This is a genomic window from Actinomadura sp. NBRC 104412, from assembly GCF_030269515.1.
Classification (GTDB): Bacteria; Actinomycetota; Actinomycetes; order Streptosporangiales; family Streptosporangiaceae; genus Spirillospora.
Genome location: NZ_BSTM01000012.1, coordinates 93470 through 114125, shown reverse-complemented (window position 1 = coordinate 114125; position 20656 = coordinate 93470). Strand labels below are relative to the sequence as shown.

At 71.9% G+C, this 20656-nt stretch carries 17 protein-coding genes; 10 read left to right on the top strand and 7 right to left on the bottom strand.

The window, feature by feature from the left end; genetic code table 11:
• Window positions 1–29 precede the first annotated feature (29 nt).
• Both QSK21_RS17215 and QSK21_RS17210 read left to right on the top strand, forming a co-directional pair.
• The gene (locus QSK21_RS17215; RefSeq protein WP_285696948.1) at window positions 30–1472 is read left to right on the top strand and encodes a sporulation protein; all 1443 of its coding nucleotides are present in this window, start codon (window positions 30–32) and stop codon (window positions 1470–1472) included.
• 70 nt (window positions 1473–1542) lie between these two features.
• Complete coding sequence (locus tag QSK21_RS17210) at window positions 1543–2469, top strand: hypothetical protein (RefSeq protein WP_285696947.1); 927 nt, start codon at window positions 1543–1545, stop codon at window positions 2467–2469.
• 6 nt (window positions 2470–2475) lie between these two features.
• Here QSK21_RS17210 and QSK21_RS17205 read toward each other — a convergent pair whose 3' ends face one another.
• Together QSK21_RS17205 and QSK21_RS17200 are read right to left on the bottom strand one after the other, a co-directional pair.
• Window positions 2476–3726 carry a hypothetical protein gene (locus tag QSK21_RS17205; protein WP_285696946.1) on the bottom strand — a complete coding sequence of 417 codons (1251 nt, stop codon included), beginning with the start codon at window positions 3724–3726 and terminating at the stop codon, window positions 2476–2478.
• A 64-nt stretch (window positions 3727–3790) separates the two neighbouring features.
• On the bottom strand, window positions 3791–4687 hold the full coding sequence (locus QSK21_RS17200; protein WP_285696945.1) for a serine/threonine-protein kinase: 897 nt from the start codon (window positions 4685–4687) through the stop codon (window positions 3791–3793).
• A gap of 306 nt (window positions 4688–4993) precedes the next feature.
• Between QSK21_RS17200 and QSK21_RS17195 the strand changes: the two genes are divergently transcribed.
• The 6 genes from QSK21_RS17195 (at window position 4994) to QSK21_RS17170 (ending at window position 13116) form a co-directional block, all read left to right on the top strand.
• On the top strand, window positions 4994–8155 hold the full coding sequence (locus QSK21_RS17195) for a M14 family metallopeptidase (protein ID WP_285696944.1): 3162 nt from the start codon (window positions 4994–4996) through the stop codon (window positions 8153–8155).
• A 422-nt stretch (window positions 8156–8577) separates the two neighbouring features.
• Window positions 8578–9162 (top strand): sigma-70 family RNA polymerase sigma factor, encoded by a 585-nt coding sequence (locus QSK21_RS17190; protein WP_285696943.1) that lies wholly within the window; start codon window positions 8578–8580, stop codon window positions 9160–9162.
• An 86-nt stretch (window positions 9163–9248) separates the two neighbouring features.
• The gene (locus tag QSK21_RS17185) at window positions 9249–9674 is read left to right on the top strand and encodes an SSI family serine proteinase inhibitor (RefSeq protein WP_285696942.1); all 426 of its coding nucleotides are present in this window, start codon (window positions 9249–9251) and stop codon (window positions 9672–9674) included.
• A 140-nt stretch (window positions 9675–9814) separates the two neighbouring features.
• Complete coding sequence (locus QSK21_RS17180; protein WP_285696941.1) at window positions 9815–10249, top strand: CBS domain-containing protein; 435 nt, start codon at window positions 9815–9817, stop codon at window positions 10247–10249.
• Between the two features lie 50 nt (window positions 10250–10299).
• A complete protein-coding gene (locus QSK21_RS17175) occupies window positions 10300–11043 on the top strand; it encodes an ANTAR domain-containing protein (protein ID WP_285696939.1) in 744 nt (247 codons plus the stop codon).
• Window positions 11044–11130: 87 nt separating this feature from the next.
• The gene (locus QSK21_RS17170) at window positions 11131–13116 is read left to right on the top strand and encodes a SpoIIE family protein phosphatase (protein ID WP_285696938.1); all 1986 of its coding nucleotides are present in this window, start codon (window positions 11131–11133) and stop codon (window positions 13114–13116) included.
• Between the two features lie 550 nt (window positions 13117–13666).
• Here the strand turns inward: QSK21_RS17170 and QSK21_RS17165 are convergent.
• Together QSK21_RS17165 and proS are read right to left on the bottom strand one after the other, a co-directional pair.
• Window positions 13667–14197 carry a DUF6328 family protein gene (locus QSK21_RS17165; protein ID WP_285696937.1) on the bottom strand — a complete coding sequence of 177 codons (531 nt, stop codon included), beginning with the start codon at window positions 14195–14197 and terminating at the stop codon, window positions 13667–13669.
• A 382-nt stretch (window positions 14198–14579) separates the two neighbouring features.
• The gene (proS, locus tag QSK21_RS17160; protein WP_285696936.1) at window positions 14580–16028 is read right to left on the bottom strand and encodes a proline--tRNA ligase; all 1449 of its coding nucleotides are present in this window, start codon (window positions 16026–16028) and stop codon (window positions 14580–14582) included.
• 69 nt (window positions 16029–16097) lie between these two features.
• On the opposite strand from proS, the gene QSK21_RS17155 reads away from it, so the two are divergent.
• Window positions 16098–17795 carry a proline--tRNA ligase gene (locus QSK21_RS17155; protein ID WP_285696935.1) on the top strand — a complete coding sequence of 566 codons (1698 nt, stop codon included), beginning with the start codon at window positions 16098–16100 and terminating at the stop codon, window positions 17793–17795.
• On the top strand, window positions 17767–18954 hold the full coding sequence (locus QSK21_RS17150; RefSeq protein WP_285696933.1) for a glycosyltransferase: 1188 nt from the start codon (window positions 17767–17769) through the stop codon (window positions 18952–18954). The genes QSK21_RS17155 and QSK21_RS17150 overlap by 29 nt, the downstream gene beginning before the upstream one ends.
• A gap of 143 nt (window positions 18955–19097) precedes the next feature.
• Here QSK21_RS17150 and QSK21_RS17145 read toward each other — a convergent pair whose 3' ends face one another.
• The 3 genes from QSK21_RS17145 to QSK21_RS17135 all read right to left on the bottom strand — a co-directional run bounded on the left by QSK21_RS17145 (window position 19098) and on the right by QSK21_RS17135 (window position 20601).
• Complete coding sequence (locus QSK21_RS17145) at window positions 19098–19334, bottom strand: hypothetical protein (RefSeq protein ID WP_285696932.1); 237 nt, start codon at window positions 19332–19334, stop codon at window positions 19098–19100.
• A 450-nt stretch (window positions 19335–19784) separates the two neighbouring features.
• The gene (locus QSK21_RS17140) at window positions 19785–20333 is read right to left on the bottom strand and encodes a YceI family protein (protein ID WP_285696931.1); all 549 of its coding nucleotides are present in this window, start codon (window positions 20331–20333) and stop codon (window positions 19785–19787) included.
• A gap of 34 nt (window positions 20334–20367) precedes the next feature.
• Window positions 20368–20601, bottom strand: a complete 234-nt coding sequence (locus tag QSK21_RS17135) for a DUF6158 family protein (protein ID WP_285696930.1) — start codon at window positions 20599–20601, stop codon at window positions 20368–20370.
• Window positions 20602–20656: the final 55 nt, after the last annotated feature.

Below are 20656 nucleotides of genomic sequence, written 5' to 3'. Positions count from 1 at the left end.
CCCGTGGCGTCGCGAGAAGGGAACGGCCTGTGTCCTATGGCCAGACGGCCGGCGTCTCCGTCGAAACCATCCTGTCCGAGCCGAACTGCCGTCCCGGCGGCGTCGTGGCCGGCAAGGTGCATCTCGCCGGGGGCGCGCGGCCGGCCGACATCCGGAATGTGACGATCGCGCTGATGCCGCGTATGGAGAACGGGTACGGCGGCGAGACGGCGGGCCCGGAGGTCTACCGCGGCGCGCTCACCCGCGCGTTCCGGCTGGAGCCCGGGCAGCGGCGCGACCTGTCGTTCTCCATCCCGCTGCCGTACGAGCTGCCGTTCACCACGGTGCTGGGGCGCGAGCTGCCCGGCTTCACCATCGGGTTGTGCACGGAGGTCGCCGTGCAGGGGGCGCCCGATCCCGGCGACGTCGATCCGATCTCGGTGGAGCCGCTGAAGTCCCAGCAGTGGGTGCTGGCGGCCATCGCCCGGCTCGGCTTCAGGATCCGCAACGTCGCGTTCGAGCGGTCCAAGCTGGCCGGCGTCCCGCAGCAGCTACCGTTCTACCAGGAGATCCGGCTGGCGCCGCCGTCCCAGTACGAGGGGCGCGTCGGCGAGGTGGGGCTGAGCTTCGTCGCCAGCCCGCGCTCCATGATGTTCGTCCTGGTGGCCGACCGCCGCTCGGGCGGCTCCGACGACACGGCGGCACGGTTCTCGGCCGAGCATCCCGAGTCCGCGGAGACCGACTGGTTCACCATGATCCGCGAATGGCTGGACACCGTCGCGTCCCGCCCGCGCCCCCATGCACAAGGGCAAGGACAGGGGCAGGCCGGTCCGCCGCCGCTGGGCTCGCCGGACATGGGTGCGCCGAGCCCGGGCTCGTTCCAGTCGCCGCCACTGCCTCCCCCTGGCGGCGGCCCGTCGACCTTCCCGGCGCCACCGGGGCCTCCCGGACAGCACGGCGTGCCCGCCCCCGCGGCGGCCTCGTACGGCGAACCGGGCGCCTATGGGCAGCCCGCCCAGGGACCCTTCCCTCCCCCGGCGCCCGGCCCCGCTCAGGGCGGCCCCACACCGCCGCCCCCGCCCGCGCACGGCACGCCGTACCCTCCGGCTCCGCCCGGTCCCCAGTACCCACCGCCGCCCGCACCGCAGGGACCGCCGCCGCCCCCGCCCGCCGTCCATCACCACCACGGCCCGCCTCCGTACCGGGGCGGTCATCACCACGGGCACGGGTTGCGCGCCGCCGGCGCGGTCGGCGGCGTCGCCGCGGCGGGCATCGCGGGCGGGCTGGCCGCGGGCGCCGCGGTCGACGCGTACGGCAACGTGATCGGCGGCGCGGTCAACGTCCCCGCCGCCCAGTTCGGCGACGCCGTGGCCGGGTACGCGGGCGGGCTCGCCGCCGAAGCGGGCAAGGCCGCGGTGAACGAGGTCGCGGGCGAGGCCGCGGGCGCGGTCGGAGAGATCCTGGGTGGCCTCCTCGGCGGCCTGTTCGGCTGAGGGAGCGGCTCCAGCCGTCGGCTCAGGGTGAACGAGACCAACCGTTGCGATCGCGTCCGGAGGCGGCCCGATGACCACGCTGATCCTGGTCCTGCTGTGCTTGGCGATCGCCGGGCGCGAGCTCTACCTCGCCTCCGACAAACGGCTGCCTCGCGCGCAGGCGGAGCTGCGGGAGCTGCGCGCCCAGCTCGGCGAGCTGACCCGGCGCCATGACGCCCTCCAAGCCGAGGTGGCGCAGGTGGCCGAGCATCCGGGGATCGTGATCCCGCCGCGGCCGGAGCCGCCGCAGCCGCCGCCCGGGGCGTTGCGCGCGGCGGAGACGACGATGCCGGAAGTGGTCAGCCGTATCGACAGGCTGGGCGCGCGGCTCGCCCGCGTCGAGCAGGAGCTGGGGGCTCTGTCGGCCGATCTGGCCGGGATGGGCCTCGACCGTGAGGCGCGGCAGGCGCTGGCCCGGTCCCTGGACGCCACCGAGCAGGTCGTGGCCGAGCTGCGGCAGGAGATGCTGGAACGCCTGGACCGCGACGAGGGCGTGGTGTCGGGCCTGCTGCTCAGCGAGGAGGGCGAGTCCGAGGCGCTGCTCGCCGAGGCGTACGAGCGGTGCGCCGCCGAGTACGGGCTACGTGTCCGTACGCGGGAGGAGCGTTCCGACCGCTCCGCCGGTGGCGGCTACCTGGGAACGGCCTACCAGATGTCCGGCCGCCGCTCCGACGAGCTGGCCGAGGAGCTTTTCCGCCAAGTCCGTGCCATGTACGACCCGCGGGACCCGTCCGCGCTGACCGCGCTGCTGGTGGAGCTGGCGCACCTGCACGGCGGCGGCATCGCCAGGATCGGCGCGTTCACCGTCGTCCGCACGGCGGGCACGATGCTGTGCGGGCTGCTGCCCGAGCAGGACCAGGAGGGCATCGAGCCCTGGGAGCCCGCGGCCCGTATCCGGGAGCTGCCCGCCGACCGGCAGGCGGACCTGACCTGGCTCGGCACTCCCGAGACGGCCTGAACCGCTCTAGAGGGAGACGAAGCGCGGACCCCGGGCGTCGTCCCGGTCGACATGGAAGGCGAGCAGGCTGCGCGGTGTCCGGGCGACGTCGATCTGGAGGCAGATCCCAAGGCCCAGGTCCGGGTCGATGAAGACGATCCGCCGCAGAGCGCGCAACGCGCGGCGCGTCTGGACGCGGGTCTCGGGGCGCCGCGGATCGTGCAGGGTGGCGGTCACGACGCGCCCCGCGTACCGCCACAGCGCCGTCGAGTCGAGCACGCGCGGCCCGGCGGAGGTCAGCCGGGCGACGATCACGACGCCGGAGTCCTCCTCCTCGCCCGGAGGCGGCGTCGGGACCCGCGGTGCCCGCCCACCGGCCGCGCCGCCCGGCGTTCCGGGACGGTCGCGCGGCGCCATCGGCCCGGCCACCGCGCGGTGGTACCGCAGCGGGTCGATGGTGTCGATCACGAACGCGCCCGCGTACGGCCAGGAGGCCCGCGGCCTGGCGTCCCGCTCGCCCCGCACGCGCGATCCGACCACCCGGTGTCCGGCGGGCACGCGGGCGCTGAGGTCGAACGCCATCCCGTTCCCGTCCCGCCAGACGGGGACGCCGAGCCCGGCCTGCCCCGCCTCGTCCAGGCCGTCGATCGTCCGCCACAGCTCGTCGGCGCGGCGTGCCAGCGTCGCCGCCATCCCCAGCCCGGGGAAGGCGCCTTCCAGCACGGCCAGGGTGGCACGCCAGGTCGCGCTGGCGACGAACTCGGCGACGAACGAGTCCACGAGCGTCTTGCGGCGCTCGGGGCCGCTCATCGGCCCGGGATCGGTACCGCGTCCTGGATCGGTACCGCGGCCGGGATCGTCCCGCGGCGGCGGGACGCGCGGCGGCTCGGGCGCCGGCTCCGGTTCGGCGCCGATACCCAAAGCCTGCTGGACGAGCGACACGTCCGGCTGTGTCGTCTCCGCGGACGCGGCGGCGGGCTCCGGGGGCGGCGGCTCCCAGGCGGGCGGCTCGGGCAGCGGGCCGCTCCGCTCGGCGCCCTTGGCCGGCTGCCATTCGGGCGAGGGCGTCCCGCCCTGCGGCTGCTCCGGGCTCGCCGCGCCCTGGACGTGTACCCAGTCCGCCTCATTCTTCGCCAGGACGTCCGGGGCCGTCGTCCCGGCCACGCGGATGTCGCCGGGATGGGGCACGGGACGCTGAGGCGCGGTGCGCGGCTCGCCGGACGTGTCGTCGCGTTCGGGTCCGGTGTCCCCGTCGCGGTCAATCGGGCCGGATCTCACCTTCCGATACTCGGCCCTCCGCCGCGTCCACGGCAACCGGCCCGGCCGATGCGCGGGCGCACGGTCAGGCCGACCTGGAGGTGCCGAAGAGGGCGGCGCACAGGGCCGCGAGCCCGCCGGGGCCGTCCCCGGCGGGAAGGACGGTCAGCAGGGGTGCGCCTTCCTCGTCGGCGTCCAGCCTGAGCCCGACTCGCACCTCCCGGCTGCCCTCCTCCCGGACGCCGTGGGCGGCGGCGACGTCCTGGAGCCCGACGGAGACGACCTCGGGCAGCTCGACGAGGGCCGGCCTCTCCGCGGCGCCGAGCTCGTCCAGCCAGAGGCCCAGCACGCGGGACGCCAGGCCGTTGAGCAGCCGCCCCCAGCGCTCCACGAGCTGGGGCGGAACGTTCTCGGTCTGGAGTTCGGGCAGCCCGAACCTGGCCATGCCCTTGGTGGTGAACCAGAAGCCGCCGGGGCCCGGGGTGTGCGGGAGCAGGATCCAGTCGGTCAGCCGTACCGTCCCGTCGGGGCCGGGCAGTGAGCGTTCGATCCGTTCGGCGTCCAGCACCTGCGGGGTGAACACGTCGATGACCGGGACGGGCCGGTCGGTGCCGAGCGCGCCCGTCGCTCCGGCGATGGCGCGGGTGGCCCACTCGTGCGCGGGCGGCCAGCCGGGACGGTACGCGGCGCGCACCGCGAGCAGGTGCGAGGCCGTGGCGATCGCGGCCAGGTCGGCCGGGCCGGCGCCGAACGCGGCCAGCAGGTCGGCGGGCAGCGGCGGGAACTCGGCGGCGGGACGCAGGTCGAGGGTGAGCAGCGGGCTGTCCAGCATCCGCAGCACCAGGTCGCGCAGCGGCGCGGCGATCAGGCGGGACACCCGTTCGCGGGCGAGAGCGCGCGGGTCGGGGGGCGGCGCGGGAAAGACGACCGCGTAGGTCGCCTGAAGGGTGTCCGGCACCGGCAGCGTCAGACTCCGCCCCAACTCGCTCCCCCCGGCCATGAACCGATGGACGGCGGATCAGCCGACCCGCCCCGCTCCTTCGATCAGAGCAATCCGGACGTTGGAAAATATCTGTCGCAGCAGCCATAAAACACTGACAGATTAGGACGGACTACACCCCTCCTCGCACCCCGAGGGCGGCCGCCGAGACGTTCTGGAAACCCTCGCGGGGCTGAACCGTTACAAACTGGCCGAAAGCGGCAATCTGCGTGGATGCCACATTGACACCCATCCCCGCGCGGCAGACGATCACGCAGCCCCACGTTGCGATCCACGCAGGGAGGCGCGATGACGCGCAGGTATTTCCGGCAACGGTCGGCATTACTTCCCATCACCGCGGCGGCCACGCTCCTGATCGGGCTGCTCGCCGCCACCCCGGCCCAAGCCTCGCCGCACCCCTCGGCGGGCCCCCGGGGAGTGGAGGTCTACGCCGGCGATCTGACCGCGGAACAGCTGAAACGCCTGAACACGGCGGGGCTCGACCGGGAGGAGATCACCTACACGAGGTCCGCGCAGGCCGGCAGGACCCGCGTCGAGGTCGTGATGAGCGGCGTGCAGGCGGCCAAGCTGCAACGCCAGGGCGTCCGGCTCAGCATCAAGAAGGTGGACGGCAAGGACACCACGCAGCGGGCCAAGGCGGCGCTCGCCCAGCAGGAGGTGTTCCGTCCCTACAGCGGCGCCGGCAACATCCGCGAGGAGCTGCTCAAGGTCGCCGCCGACCACCCGCGGATCGCCGAGGCGGTCGACATCGGCAGGTCATTGCAGGGCAAGCCGATCACCGCCGTACGGGTGAGCAAGGACGTGGCCAAGCTGAAGGACGGCAAGCGTCCCGCCGTCATCTACCAGGGCACGCAGCACGCCCGTGAATGGATCACCCCGGAGATGGTGCGCAGGCTGCTGCACCACTACGTGAACGGGTACGGGAAGAACGCCGAGCTGACCAAGCTGGTCGACACCACCGACCTGTGGTTCCTGCCCGTGGTGAACGTGGACGGGTACGACCTCACGTTCCAGGAGGGCTTCCGGCTCTGGCGCAAGAACGTCCGCGACAACAACGGGGACGGCCAGATCACCGGCGCGGACGGCGTGGACCTCAACCGGAACTTCGACTACAAGTGGGGCTACGACAACGAGGGCTCGTCCCCCGACCCCAGCAGCGAGGTCTACCGCGGCGCGGCACCGGCCTCCGAGCCCGAGACCAGGGCGCAGGCGGGGCTCTTCAAACGGGTGAAGCCCAAGTACATCGTCAACTACCACTCGGCCGCCGAGCTGCTGCTGCACGGCGTCGGCTGGCAGACGCTGACCCACAGCCCGGACGACGTGATCCACCGTGCGCTGCTCGGCGACACCGACAACCCGGCCGTGCCCGGGTACGTGCCGCAGCTCGGCGCCCAGCTCTACACCACCAACGGCGAAACCGACGGCTACGCCGACAACGTGCACGGCGCACTCTCGATCACCCCGGAGATGGCGACCTGCGAGACCGCCGCCAACGCCGACCCCGACGACGAGTGGGAGCCGGAGAACTGCGGCAGCGGCTTCGAGTTCCCCGACGACGAGGCGCTGATCCAGGCCGAGTTCCAAAAGAACCTGCCGCTGGCGCTGTCGGTCGGCAAGTCCGCCCGTACCCCCGACCACCCGGTCTCGCCGGTCGGGCGCACCACGGCCGACATCGAGATCGACAAGTTCGGCGTGTCGCTCGGCTCCACCCAGGAGGTGCGCGCCTACATCCGCCGGTCGCTGTCCAACAAGGACCTGCGCTACCGGATCAACGGCGGCAAGGTGCACTCGGACGGCGCCCGCGAGTGGCGCGGAGGTGAACGCTACGGCGACGAGAACGACCACTACTACGGCGAGTACCGCGGCAAGGTCGAGAGGCAGCGCCCCGGTGACAGGGTCGAGGTCTGGTTCGAGGGGACCAAGAACGGCAGGCGCGTCGTCAGCGAGAAGTTCACCTACACGGTCCGGGACCGCGACCGCGCGGACGTGGTGGTCATCGCGGACGAGGACTACACGGGCATCAACCCGGCCTACCCGGCCGACACCAACGCCCCGCGGTACGCGCGGCAGTACGCCGACCTGGTCAAGTCCGCCAAGCACAAGCCGCTGGTGTGGGACATCGACAAGGACGGGGCGCCGCACGACCTCGGCGTCATGAGCCACTTCCGCGGCGCGGTCTGGTATCTGGGCGACAACCGGCTCACCCAGGACCCGGCCGACGAGCCGGTGCGCACCGCCGGCGGCGGCGCGTTCCCCGACTCGCAGGTGGCCGACCGCGCCAAGGACACGCTGCTGGCGGTGCGGTCGTTCCTCAACGAGGGCGGCAAGCTGCTCTACACCGGGGAGACCACCGGCTACTTCGGCCCGCTGGCCCAGGCCAACGGCGGCGGGATCTACTACGGCCTCAAGGGGCACCCCGAGCGGCCGTGCGTGCTCACCCGGAGCTTCCGGGACGACTGCGAGCTGCTGTCGAACGACTTTCTGCAGTACTGGCTCGGCGGCTTCGACCGGCAGCGGGTGGGCACACCGACCCGGTTCGTCGGGACGGACCGCCCGTTCGGCGGGAGCGACGCCGGGCTCGCCGGGACGCCGACCAACCAGCTCAACGAGGCGGGCGGCTTCCAGGTGACCTCCACGGCGCTGCCGCCCTCGCAGTTCCCGCAGTTCCGTAGCTGGAAGGCGGGCGACTACCTCGGAGCGGCGGCGCCGACCGAGCCGTTCGCCGGCCAGTGGTACGTGGCGGGCCCGCACTCCGACGGCACCTGGCGGCGGCTGACCCGCACGATCGACCTGACGTCGGTCACCGCGGCGCAGGCGCCGACCCTGGAGGCGATGCTGTCCTACAGCACCGAGACAGGGTTCGACCACGTCATCCTGGAGGCCAGGACGGCCGGCGGGGACGACTGGACGACGTTGCCGGACAAGAACGGCCGGACCAGCGACCGGGTGCCGGAGGAGTGCTCGCAGGGCTACTTCATGGCCATGCATCCGTTCCTCGGCCGCTACCTGACCGGCGGGAACCCGTGCCAGAACACGGGGACCACCGGCAGATGGAACTCCTTCACGGGTAACTCCAACGGCTGGGTGCCCGTCGCGTTCGACCTGTCGGCCTACGCCGGAAAGCAGGTCGAGGTGTCGATCTCCTACGTGAGCGACCCGTTCACGGGCGGCACCGGCCTGTTCGTGGACGAGACGAAGGTCACCACGTCCGGCGGCCAGCTCGACGCGGAGGGCTTCGAGTCCGGACTGGGCCCGTGGACGATCGCGGGCGCGCCGGCGGGCAGCCCCGGCAACCCCAGCGAGTTCGCCCGCACCGAGGCCCTGGTCGACTCCGTCTCGGCGGTGGCGACCCGGGACACCGTGCTGCTCGGGTTCGGCCTTGAGCAGGTCCAGTCGGCCTCCGACCGGCAGGCGATCATGAGGAGGGCGCTGGACCACCTGCTCGGATGATCCGTTCTCTCCCCACCGAGGGCCCCGGCCGCCTCCACCGGCCGGGGCCCTCGCCCTTTCCTGTGATGGACACCACCCCAGGTAGCGCAACCTTCCGGCAACCCTTGAGCGTCTTCTCTATGGGGACGCGAACGGCGCCCGCCCGGCGCCCTTGATCGCCCAAGGCCCGCGACATCCCGCCGACCTTCCGTCCAGCGGTGCCGCCCGACGCAGCGATCAACCCACCGCACCTCGGCCGATCCTCCCAGTGAGCATGGCCGGCATCCGGCAGGACCCGGCAGAGACCCAGTCCGAACCAGCCGGAAACGGTGGAGCGTACCCATGCATGGGGGGCGGCCCGATCCGCCCGGCATGCGCGTACCAACCCTGCGCGCGTGCGCGACCGGCCCTACCCGGGTCCTGATCCATTGGGGGAAGCGACGATGACCGCTGTGCCGCAGCCCGCTCGCGAGACCGATCCCGCCACCGAGCGCTACGAGCGGGACGTCCTGCCGCTCGCCGACCCGCTGTACGCCAGCGCCGTCCGGATGACCCGCAACACCGCCGACGCCGAGGACCTGGTGCAGGAGACCCTGGCCAAGGCGTACGTGAACTTCCACCAGTTCGAGGAAGGCACCAACCTCAAGGCGTGGCTGCACCGGATCCTCACCAACAACTTCATCAACACCTACCGCAAGCGCCAGCGCGAGCCGCAACGCGCCGGGTCGGAGGAGCTGGAGGAGTGGCAGCTCGCCCACACCGAGGCGCACACCGCGGGCTTCAGGTCCGCCGAGTCCGAGGCGCTCGACCGCATCCCCGACAGCCGCGTCGTCTCCGCCCTGCGTGCCCTGCCCAAGGACTTCCGGGACGCGGTGTACCTCGCCGACGTCGAGGGATACCACTACAGGGAGATCGCCGAAATGATGGGCACGCCCATCGGCACCGTGATGTCCCGCCTGCACCGCGGCCGCAAGCAACTGCGCGAGGCGCTGGCCGACCACCGCGAGGCGCACACGCTGGCCGCCTGACCCGGCCCCAGATCGTGTTCCCGCGGTTGCCCCGTGACCGCGGGAACACCCTTCTCTCCGCCACTCTTTGGCGTCGCACCGCTACATTGAGCGATGACGTCGTCATCCCCAGTGACATCGGAGTAGCGATGCGCACCACCCTCACCGCACTCGCCACAACGGCCCTCGTCCTGCTTCCAACCCTCCCCGCGAACGCCACGGCCCCGCGCGCATCCCTCGTCCTCACCCTCAGCCACCCGGAGGACCGCGGCCCCGGCACGCACAGCGTCAACCTGCGGTGCGGCCCGACCGGCGGGAGCCATCCGCGAGCGGCCGCCGCCTGCGCGGACCTGGAGCGCACCGGGGGTGCCATCGACCGCGCCCCCGCCCCCGGCTCCGCCTGCACGATGATCTACGCGCCGGTGATCGCCGAGGCCACCGGGCGCTGGCACGGACGCCGCATCCGGTTTCATCGCCGGTACGGCAACCCGTGCGAGCTCGCCGCGCGCACCGGGTCGATCTTCCGCTTCTGAATAGGCCCGTTCACGGTGGGTACAGCGCGACCGAGTGCGAACCGGCCACCGTGCGTGCGAGCGTGACACGTCGCGTGCGCGTCCCCCCGGAGACACACGCGCCACACAGACGGACCAGCCGCGACAACTGGAGGGCCTTCGTGTCCCGGAGAATCGGCGACGTCATGACGGCCGGGCCGCGCGTCCTGCCGCTCGACGCCACCCTGTACGAGGCCGCGCGGATCATGCGGGACCAGGGCATCGGTGACGTCCTCGTCACCTTCTCCGGCCGGCTGTGCGGTGTCGTCACCGACCGCGACATCGTCATCCGGGGCGTGGCCGAGAACCGGGACGCCGCGCACACCCCGCTCAGCGACGTGTGCACCGCCCAGCCGGTCACCCTCGGGCCGGACGACGACACCGACACGGCGCTGCGCCTCATGCGGGAGGAGGCGATCCGCCGGCTGCCCGTCGTGGACCGGCAGCAGCGTCCCGTGGGGATCGTCACCATGGGCGACCTCGCGCTCGCGGACGGCGCCATGCAGGACGGCGCTGCCGCCCTCCGCGACATCAGCGTGGCCGCGCCGGACATGTGACCGACGGTCAAGGGGTACGAACGAGCGGTCCGGCAGGATACCGTCAAGGGGTGCCGCCCACCGAATCCGTGCTCACCGACGAGCTGGCACTGGAGATCGCCCGGCTCGGCATCGTCGGTGAGTCCTCCGACATCGGCACCCTGAGGCGGGTGTCGGAACTGGCGCCGCAGGCGGTCCCCGGATGCGCCGGCGCCACCAGCATCCGCTGGGCGATCCCGGCCGACCCGGACGAAGGCCCCGAACCCCTCGCCTCCGCCGCCAGCCATCCCGACCTCGCCGAGATCACCGACCGCCAGCTCGCCCGCCGGCACGGCCCGGTGTTCGAGGTGGTCCGCACCCGCACGGCCGTGAGCTCCGACGACATCCTGGCCGAGGCGCGCTGGCCGGAGGCCACCACCGACATGCTCGCCCTGGGCCTGCGCACGTTCTCCACGACGCCGCACGTCAAGGAGCCCGTCCTGGTCACCCTCACCCTTTTCGGGGTGTCGCCGCGGGCGCTCGCCCGCGGCCAGCACGCGCTCGCCTCCCTGCTGGTGGCGCAGAGCAGCAACGCGGTGTCCAACACGCTCCAATATGGCAGTGTCCACCGCACCGCCGTCCAACTCCAAGAAGCAGTGGAGGCACGCGCAGTCGTGGACCAGGCCAAGGGCATCCTGATGCACGCCCTGGGCTGCGACGCCGACGAGGCGTTCGCCGAGCTGCGGCGCATCTCCCAGACCCGTCACGTCAAACTGACGGCGCTCGCGCAACGCATCGTGAGCGACCAAGGACTCATCGATCACACCGCCGACTGACCCACACCAGGAAAGGGCATAGGCTGCGCTCGGCGACCGAGGGACCGGTCTCAGCTTGGCACCCAAGGACCGTAGGAGACCCCCGCAATGCCCGACTGTCTCGAACCCGAGACCATGATGCGGGAGATCGTCGATCTCGAGGGCCGCATCGGCGAGCTCAGACAGGCCGCCGGAATGCCCGAGATCGACCTTCGGGCCACCCTCGACGCGGCGCTGGTGGAGCTGGAACTGGCGCTCACCGCGCTGCGCTCCGTGGGCACCGAGCACACCAACGAGGCCGGGCGCACCGCGTCCGCCGAAACCGAACGGCGGGTGCTGCGCACCGTCTTCCAGGACGCCCCGGTCCCGCTGTTCCTGCTGGACCGCGACACCAGCGTCCGGCGGGTCAACCGCCAGGCTGCGGCCCTGCTGGGCACCTCCCCCGGCTACGTGTCGGGCAAGCAGTTCACCGCGTTCTGCGACCTGGCGACCCGGGCCGCGCTGCGCTCCCAGCTCGCCGGGGTCGTCCGCACCGGCCGGCGCCGCCGCGTACCGGTCCGCTTCCTGGGACGCGACCAGCCGGTGGACGCCACGGTGACGTTGGCCCGGGTGTGGATCCGCGGCGAGCCCGACCCGATGGTCGTGGCCGTCGCGACCGCCGGCCAGGAGACGGCCGTCGACGAGGCCGCCGCCGCCAAGGCCGCGAAGGCCAAGGCCGCCGCCGCGGAGCTGCGGCAGGCCGACGAGGACGTGGCCATCGCCACGATCGTGCACCGGCTCGACGTGCTCGGCAGCGCCACCGAACTCCTGCTGCGCGAACCGGTGTTCAACGAGACCGTGGCGGTGCGCCGCTGCGCCCGGGTGCTGGCCACCGAACTCGCCGAATGGGTGATCATCGACCTGGTCGGCTCGAACGGTATCGGCCACCCGTCGCAGACGCCCTGGCAGCCGGGCGGGCGGCTCGACCCGGTCGAGGCCGCCATCGCCAGCGGGACGCTGACCCGGCAGGTCGTGATGGGCCCCGAGGACGAGCGCTCGATCGAGGCCGCCCAGTCCGTCGAGGCGCTCGTGCCCGGCCGCGACACGCTGCCGCACATGGTCTTCACCACCCGCCAGAGCGCCCTGCGCCCCCACGTGGAGGACCTGGCCGTCCTCGGCACCGCCCCGGACGGGCAGCCGGTCTGCGCCAGCATCGGCGCCACCTCCGTCCTGTGCGTCCCCGTCCAGGACGGCGACCGCTGCATCGGCACGATCACCCTCGCGTCCAGCGGCGAGAACGGCCAGTTCGGCCTGATGGACCTGACCGTCGTCGAACGCCTGGGCCGCTACCTCGGCCTGGTGATCCGCGCCGCCCGCCTCTACCGCCGCCGCGCCGAAGTCGCCGAGACCCTGCAGAAAAGCCTGCTCCCCCGCCGCCTCCCCGAGATCCCCGGAGTGGCCCTGGCCGCCCGCTACACCGCCGCCACGCACGGCGCCGAGGTCGGCGGCGACTTCTACGACGTGTTCCGCACCAAGGACGGCTGGGGCCTGGTACTCGGCGACGTATGCGGCAAAGGCGAGGACGCCGCCGCCGTCACCGCCACGGCCCGCCACGGCGTCCGCCTCATGTCCCGCCAGTACGGCACCCCCCGCGACGTCATGGCGGCCGTCAACGACGCGCTCCTCGAAGAGGACCGCTTCGTCACCGCCGTCATGACCACCCTGGAACTCCGACGCGACCGCGTCCTCGTCTCCCTGGGCATCGCCGGCCACCCCCCGGCCATCGTGATCCGCTCCGACGGCGTCATCCGCACCTCGTCCCGCGGCGGCGTCCCACTCGGCCTCTTCGAGGACTTCGAAGCCGGAACCGACGTCCTCGACCTGGGCGTCGGCGACACCCTCTTCCTCCACTCCGACGGAATCCTGGAAGCCTGCGACCAAAACCGCGAGGAATTCGGCCAGGAACGCCTCCTGGAAACCCTGGCCGCGACCGCAACAGAACCCGTCCAAAGCATGCTGGACGCCGTCCAATCCGCCCTACTAGAATTCTGCACCGGCGACCTAAGAGACGACGTCTCCATGCTAGCCCTGAGAGTCTTACCAGAGCGTTTCTAATTGCAACCGCAAGCTGCGCTCCTCGCCTGGCGGCTCGTCGCTTGTTGCGGTTGCGGCGATCGCTGCATCGCTCCGACTCGCCCAGAGGCTCGCTACGCGATCAGATTCTCGCTGACGCTCGAATCTGCCTTCGGACGCGATCGCAACGCCTGGACGACCGTTCGGGGCTGGGGCAACGGGCTGAGGTCAGCGGTCACGGTTAAATGAGCCGCCGAGGCTAACCATCGTTGGCGACCTCCCGCTGGCGATCGGCGGCACCAGGGCGAAAACTGCCAGTGGCCGCGCGACGAGACAGCAGAGGCTGGACAAACCAGATCCAAGCGCACAGCTCTTATGGCAAGCACGAGCTGCGCTCGTCGCTGGCGCTCCTCGCTTGTCGCGCCTGCGGCGATCGCTGCATCGCTCCGACTCGCCCAGAGGCTCGCTACGCGATCAGATTCTCGCTGACGCTCGAATCTGCCTTCGGACGCGATCGCAACGCCTGGACGACCGTTCGGGGCTGGGGCAACGGGCTGAGGTCAGCGGTCACGGTCGAACTGAGGCACCGAGGCTAACCATCGTTGGCGACCTCCCGCTGGCGATCGGCGGCACCAGGGCGAAAACTGCCAGTGGCCGCGCGACGAGACAGCAGAGGCTGGACAAACCAGATCCAGGCGCACAACAGGACCACCACGGTGGCGGTGACGGCGGCCGCCCCGTCCGACACCAGGGTTTTGATGATCAGGGTGGTGGAGGCACTGATCGCCACCGCCAGCGCCAGCGCACCGCCGATCCCGTATCGGTTGGCGCGCCGGATCAGTAGGGGCTTCTGGTTCAGCCGGAACAGGATGCGGTGCTGAATCACCGGGGCGATGAAGAACATCGAGGCCAGCGCCGCGCCGAACAGCGCCACATAGAACAGGATCCGCCCGCCGTCGTCCACTCGGTCGAAGCCCGGCGCGAACGGAACCGTCAGCAGGAACGCGAACAGCACCTGCACGCCCGTCACCGCGACTCGGAAGCCCTGGAGAAGCTCCATGAGCTGCCGGTCGAGACGCTCATGCTCAGTCTCGTTACGGGTGTTCTCCCGGATCGTCCGCATGAACCCGGGATACCCGCAGAAAACCGATTTAGACGATTCTTGACGCGCGAGAGACCTTGACCGCCGGCCTCAGCCACGAACGGCCGCCCAAGCGCTGCGAGTCGAAGCGATGCAGCGATCACCGCAGTCGCGACAAGCGACGAGCCGCCAGGCGAGGAGCGCAGCTCGTGCTTGCCAATGAACACAGTCGCACTCTCCTCAGCCCGTTACCCCAGCCCCGAACGGCGCCCAAGCGTTGCGATCGCGACCGAAGGCAGGGGCGAGCGCCAGCGAGACCCTGATCGCGAAGCGAGCCCCTAGGCGAGTCGGAGCGATGCAGCGATCGCCGCAACCGCAACAAGCGACGAGCCGCCAGGCGAGGAGCGCAGCTTGCGGTTGCAAATCAATAAGCCTTGCCGAAAATGACGCGTTTGTTGTAGGAGGAGGGGCGGTTGCATTTGATGCAGGTGCCGGTCTCTTCTGGGGCGTCGGTTGGGATGACTCGGGGGGTGGCGGCGGTGTCGGCTTTGATGTCGTCTTCGCATTCGGAGCGGCCGCAGTGGAAGACTCGGGCCCAGCCGCCGTTGACCTGGGTGGCGAAGTCCGCGTAGTCGTCGATCACGGCGGTGTGGGTGTCGCGGAACTGTTCGGCGCGGGCGAGGAGGAAGGACTGGAAGTCGCCGAGGATGCGCGGGAGCAGTTCGGGCACCTTGTCGAGGGGGATCTGTTCTTTGCCTTGGCCTTCTTCGGTGGGGAGGCGGCGGGCGAGGGTGGCGACGCCGTTGTCGAGGTCGCGCATGCCGAGTTCGATGCGGACGGGGACGCCGCGCATCTCCCATTCGTTGAACTTGAAGCCGGGTGAGAGTTGAGGGCGGTTGTCGTCGACGTGGACGCGGATGCCCATGGACTTGATCGCGGCGCCGAGTTTGCGGGCTTCGGCGGCGGTGCGTTCGCCTTGTTCCTTGCGCCCGATGGGGACGATCACCACCTGGTAGGGGGCGAGCCGGGGCGGCAGGACGAGGCCCTTGTCGTCCCCATGGGTCATGATCACGCCGCCGATCATGCGGGTGCTCAGTCCCCAGGATGTGGTGTGGGCGAGCTGGAGCCGGCCTTCCTCGTCCTGGTACTGGATCTCGAACGCCTTGGCGAAGTTGGTGCCGAGGTAGTGCGAGGTGCCGGATTGGAGGGCGCGTCCGTCCCGCATCATGCCTTCGATGGTGTAGGTGCGGACGGCGCCGGCGAAGCGTTCGCCGGGGGTCTTCTCCCCTGCCACCACGGGGATCGCGGCCAGGTCGCGGGCCACGGCGGCGTAGGCGTCCAGGGCCCACATGGTCTCGCGCATGGCGTCGGCCTCGTCGGCGTGGGCGGTGTGCCCTTCCTGCCACAGGAACTCGGTGGTGCGCAGGAACATGCGCGGCCGCATCTCCCAGCGGACCACGTTGGCCCACTGGTTCAGCAGGAGCGGCAGGTCGCGGTGCGAGTCGATCCACTTGGCCATGTACTCGCCGATGACCGTCTCGGAGGTGGGCCGCACGATCAGCGGCTCCTCCAGTTCCTTGCCGCCGGCGACGGTGACCACCGCGAGCTCGGGCGAGAAGCCTTCCACATGCTCGGCCTCGCGCTTGAGGTAGGACTCGGGGATGAACAGCGGGAACACGGCGTTGTCGTGCCCGGCGTCCTTGATCCGCCGGTCCAGGTCGGCCTGGAGCAGTTCCCAGATCCGGTACCCGTAGGGGCGGATCACCATCGTGCCGCGCACCGGCCCCCGGTCGACGAGCTGCGCCTTGATGACCAGTTCGTTGTACCAGGCGGAGAAATCCTCGCTCTGCGGCGTCACACCTTCTCGACTCACGCCCCCGAGGGTACTAAGTGCCCGCGCCCAACCAGGACGCATTTGCGCCGCCCAGTACAATCCCCGCCCATGCGCTGGTCCCAGGCTCACATTCCGACGTTGCGCGAGGACCCGGCCGAGGCCGAGGCGGTGAGCCACCGGCTGCTGGTGCGGGCGGGGTACGTCCGGCCGCTGACGGCGGGCCATTACTCGCTGCTGCCGCTGGCCGTCCGGGTCCGCGCCAAGATCATCGAGGTGGTGCGGTCGGAGATGGACGCGGTCGGCGGGCAGGAGATGCTGCTGCCCGCCCTGCATCCGGCGGAGCCGTGGCGGCGTTCGGGACGCTGGGACCTGATGGGCCAGGAGATGTTCCGGCTCCGGGACCGGCGGGGCGCCGAGCTGGCGCTGGGCATGACCCATGAGGAGATCTTCGCGACGGTCGCGCGGGAGCTGGGCTCCTACCGGTCGCTGCCGCAGCGCTGGTACCAGTTCCAGACGAAGTTCAGGGACGAGCCGCGTCCCAAGGGCGGTCTGATGCGGACGCGCGAGTTCACGATGAAGGACGCCTACAGCTTCGACATCGACCGTGCGGGGCTGGACGCGTCCTTCGCCGCCTTCCACGGCGCGTACACGCGGATCTTCGAGCGGCTGGGGCTGCCCGTGCTGGCGGTGGAGGCGTCGAGCGGGACGATGGGCGGGTCGGACTCCGTCGAGTTCATGTGTCCCGCCGAGGCCGGTGAGGATCGGGTCGTGCACAGTCCCGCCTGCGGGTACGCGGCCAACATCGAGCGCGCCACGTCCGGGCTTCCGGAGGTCACGGATGCTCCCGGCCCGGCGGTGCCAGAGCCGTTCGACACCCCGGGCGTGCGGACGATCGACGATCTGGCGACCGGTCATGGCGCCCCGGCGGACCGCCAGATCAAGACCCTGGTGTACGTGCTGGACGAGCGGCCCACCCTCGTCCTGCTTCGGGGTGATCATTTGCTCAACGAGCAGAAGTTGGTGGACGCGACGGGCGCGGCCGCCGTCCGCGCCGCGGCCGCGGAGGAGATCCGCGAGTGGCTGGGCGCGCTGCCGGGCAGCCTCGGCGCGGTCGGGGTGACCGATCTCCCGGTGATCGCGGACGAGGCGCTGCGCGGGCGCCGCGACATGTTCACCGGTGCCAACCGCGACGACGTCCACCTGCGAGGTGTGGACGTGGAGCGCGACATCCGCGTCGGCACCTGGGCGGATCTTCGTGAGGTCGCCGAGGGCGAGCCCTGCCCGCGGTGCGGGGAGCCGCTGCGGATTTTCCGGGCGATCGAGGTGGGGCACATCTTCAAGCTGGGCGACCGCTACGCCCGCGCCTTGGGCGCCGAGGTCCCCGACGCGGACGGCCGCCAGGTCCCGCTGGTCATGGGCAGCTACGGCATCGGGGTGGAACGCGCGATGGCCGCGATCGTCGAGATCCACCACGATGACCGCGGCGTCGTCTGGCCGCCCGCGGTCGCCCCTTACCAGGTGGTGGTCGTGGTGGCCCAGACCAACGACGAGGCCACCGCGCAGGCCGGGGAGGCCCTCTACCGGGACCTGCTCGCCGCCGGGGTCGAGACCATCATCGACGACCGTCCCGAACGCGCCGGTGTGAAGTTCCGCGACGCGGAGCTCACCGGCATCCCGTACCGGGTCACCGTGGGCAGGCGCGGCCTGGCCGAGGGGACGGCCGATGTGACGCGACGGTCCACGGGGGAGAGCGAGAAGGTGGCGCTGGACGAGGTCGTTGGCCATATCCGGCGCCTACTCGGGTGATGAACGGGCCGGTGGAGTTCCTGCGTGCGGGTGGAAATCGGAGCATCGGGCGGCCTATGTCGCGTTCGGCCGATTCCCTGCGGCAAAGGGCTCGGCGGTCCACATCGCCGAGATGACCGACGAGCTTTTCACCCGGTACGACGGTGGGCTGCTGGCGGTGCTCGGCGGCCCGGATCTGCCGCGCTACCAGCGGGAACCGGGCGGGCGGGAGATCGCCAGGTTCGCCGAGCCGATCCCGAACCTCCTCGACCGGGCGGAGGCGTTCTCGTCGTGGGTCGCCGCGCATCTGGCTCCTCACCTGGGGACGCTTGAGGTCTGCCACGTCCGGGACCCGTGGGGCGCGCTGCCCGCGGTGACCGCTCCGGGACGGCGGCACCGGGTGGTGTTCGAGGTCAACGGGCTGCCGTCGATCGAGATGACGCACACCTGGCCGCTGGCCTCGCCGGGCACGCCGGGGAAGGTGCGCGAGCCGGAGCGGTTTTGCCTGGAGCGCAGCGACGCCGTGGTGGTGCCCTCGTCCGTGATCGCCGAGGCCGTGGGCCGTCTCGGGGTGGAGGACCGCAGGATCCATCTGGTGCCCAATGGGGCGGATCCGGTGCGTTCGCCGCGTCCCGGACGTCCGGCGGGCGCGCCGGGCCGGTACGTGATCTATGTCAAGGCGGTGCAGCCCTGGCAGGGCGTGGACGTGCTGCTGCGGGCCTTCGCCCGGCTGGCGGACCTGCCGGACCTGCGCCTGGTGGTCTGCTCGTCGGTGCCGGAGCGGCGGTGCAAGCCGCTGCGGCGCCTGGCCGAACGGCTCGGCGTGGACGAGCGGGTCGACTGGATGTACACGCTGCCGCACGCGGAGGTCGCGGCCTGGCTGGCGCACGCGGGGCTGCCGTCCTTCTATGACGGGATGCCGAACGTCGCGCTGGAGGCCGCCGCGCTGGGCGTCCCGCTGCTGGCCTCGGACGCGGGCGGGCTGGCCGACGTGGCGGACGAGGAGATCGGCTTCGTGTTCCCGGCCGGGGACGCCCACGCCTGCCGCGCCGCCCGCGCGAGCGCCGAGGAGCTGGCCAAGCGCGGAGCGGCGGGCGAGGAGCGGATCCGCCGCGACTTCACCCCGGCCGCCGAGACCGCGGGTTACCTGCGCGTTCTGGCGGAGTCCGGTGCGGCGTGATCGCCTGCTGGGCGGAGGGCGGCGGGCTCGGCCATCTGACCCGGCTGCGGGCGTACCTGCGGATGGCCGGTCTTGAGGGACGCGCCGTCACCGTGTTCACCGGCTCGCCGTTCGCCGGCGATCCCCGCGTGCGGACGGCCTTCTCACGGGTGCTGCGGCCGGACGCCGGTGTCCTGGCTGGCCTCGATGTCGAGGAGCTGATCGTCGGCGCGTTCCCGGCGGGGCTGCGGGGCGACCTCACGGCCGCGTCCGTCCCGCCCGGCGCGCGGGTGATCCACCTGGCGCGGCTGCTGCGCTGGGACGCCTACCGCCGCGTCCTTCCGGACGACACTCCCCGGTTCGACCGTACGTACGTGCTGGAGGACCTGGACCCCGGGCACCTGGCGTACCTGCGGGCGCGGTCCGCCGAGGTGGCGCCGCTGACCTTGGCGGACCCTCCGAGCATCGGCCCCGCGGACGTCCCGGCGGACGCGTGGGTGATCGTGCACAGCGGGCCGCGGGAGGAAATCGCCGAGCTGGCAGGGTATGCAGCGGACGTGGCGGCCCTCGAAGGCGCCGATCCCGACTTCGTGCTGGTCTGCCCGGTTGCGTACCGTCCCGATCCCCTGCCGGCCGGGCTCACCCACCTGGACCGCTACCCGGTGCGCTTGCCGCCACCCGAGGCGTTCACCGGCATGGTTTTCACGGCGGCGGGGTTCAACGCCGTGCGCGGCCTCGCGCCCTGGCGGGCCATGGGGCGACACCGGATGCTGCCCTTCCCGCGTACGTTCGACGACCAGTTCACACGGGCCGCGCGGGCGCGCGCGCCACCCGGTCACCCGGTCGGCCGGTCACAGCCGGAGGTCGAACTCCACGGCGACGTCGTCGGCCAGCTTGAGCGCGCCGAAGAACGCCGAGTAGGGCTTGATCCCCCACCGGGTCTGCTTGACCGTCGCCGAGCCGACGACCCTGCCGTCCTCGGCCCGCGCCCGCAGCGCCAGCGGCTCGGTACGGCCCGCGACCGTCAGCCGTCCCTCGACGGTGAACTCGGCGGGCGTGCCGTGGACGCCGGTCGACTCGAAGGTGATCTCCGGATGCTCCGCGGCGCCCAGCACCGTGCGCAGGTTCCCGAGGATCTCGGTACGGTCCTGGTCGGACAGCGGCAGCACGCCACCGGCGCCCTCGCGGACGTCCAGCGCGTCCACCGGCACCCGCACCTCGACGGACGAGCCTTCGGCCGTGGCGTCGGCCACGCTCGTGGCGTCCCCCGGAAGGGTCAGCGCCCCGGACCAGCGGGTGGCCTCGATCGTGAGATCGTGCCCGGCGCGGCGGCCGAGACCGGTCCGGCCGGTCTTGATCAGCAGCCGCCCGCGTTCCGGGCCCAGCTCGATCGTTCCCATGGCGTCACCCTAGGCGAACCCCGTCCCGCCCGTCTCAGCGCGCGCGGGCGCCCGCGCGCAGCCGCTCGGGGTCCACCTCCCGCTCGGGATAGCGGGTCAGGTACTCGGCCTCAAGCTGGTTCGTCCGGCGGCTGTGCTCCGCGAGCGCCTGGTCGGCCGCGTGCCGCAGCGCGTCGGTCCTGGTCTCGTGGAGGTGCCTCAGCTCGCGTAGGAGATCTTCATCGCTGAGCGCGCGCGGGTCGACTCCGTTCGACGTGGCGTCCGGCATCGTCTCCCCTTCTCGATCTCGCCGTGATCTCTCCGGTTCTAGCGCGTCGTACCCG

What these genes read in the sequence shown, in the direction of transcription:
- QSK21_RS17210 (WP_285696947.1), top strand. Translation starts at nt 1,543, where the DNA reads ATGACCACGCTGATCCTGGTCCTGCTGTGCTTGGCGATCGCCGGGCGC.
- QSK21_RS17195 (WP_285696944.1), top strand. Translation starts at nt 4,994, where the DNA reads ATGACGCGCAGGTATTTCCGGCAACGGTCGGCATTACTTCCCATCACC.
- QSK21_RS17190 (WP_285696943.1), top strand. Translation starts at nt 8,578, where the DNA reads ATGACCGCTGTGCCGCAGCCCGCTCGCGAGACCGATCCCGCCACCGAG.
- QSK21_RS17170 (WP_285696938.1), top strand. Translation starts at nt 11,131, where the DNA reads ATGCCCGACTGTCTCGAACCCGAGACCATGATGCGGGAGATCGTCGAT.
- QSK21_RS17165 (WP_285696937.1), bottom strand. Translation starts at nt 14,197, where the DNA reads ATGCGGACGATCCGGGAGAACACCCGTAACGAGACTGAGCATGAGCGT.
- QSK21_RS17155 (WP_285696935.1), top strand. Translation starts at nt 16,098, where the DNA reads ATGCGCTGGTCCCAGGCTCACATTCCGACGTTGCGCGAGGACCCGGCC.
- QSK21_RS17140 (WP_285696931.1), bottom strand. Translation starts at nt 20,333, where the DNA reads ATGGGAACGATCGAGCTGGGCCCGGAACGCGGGCGGCTGCTGATCAAG.
- QSK21_RS17135 (WP_285696930.1), bottom strand. Translation starts at nt 20,601, where the DNA reads ATGCCGGACGCCACGTCGAACGGAGTCGACCCGCGCGCGCTCAGCGAT.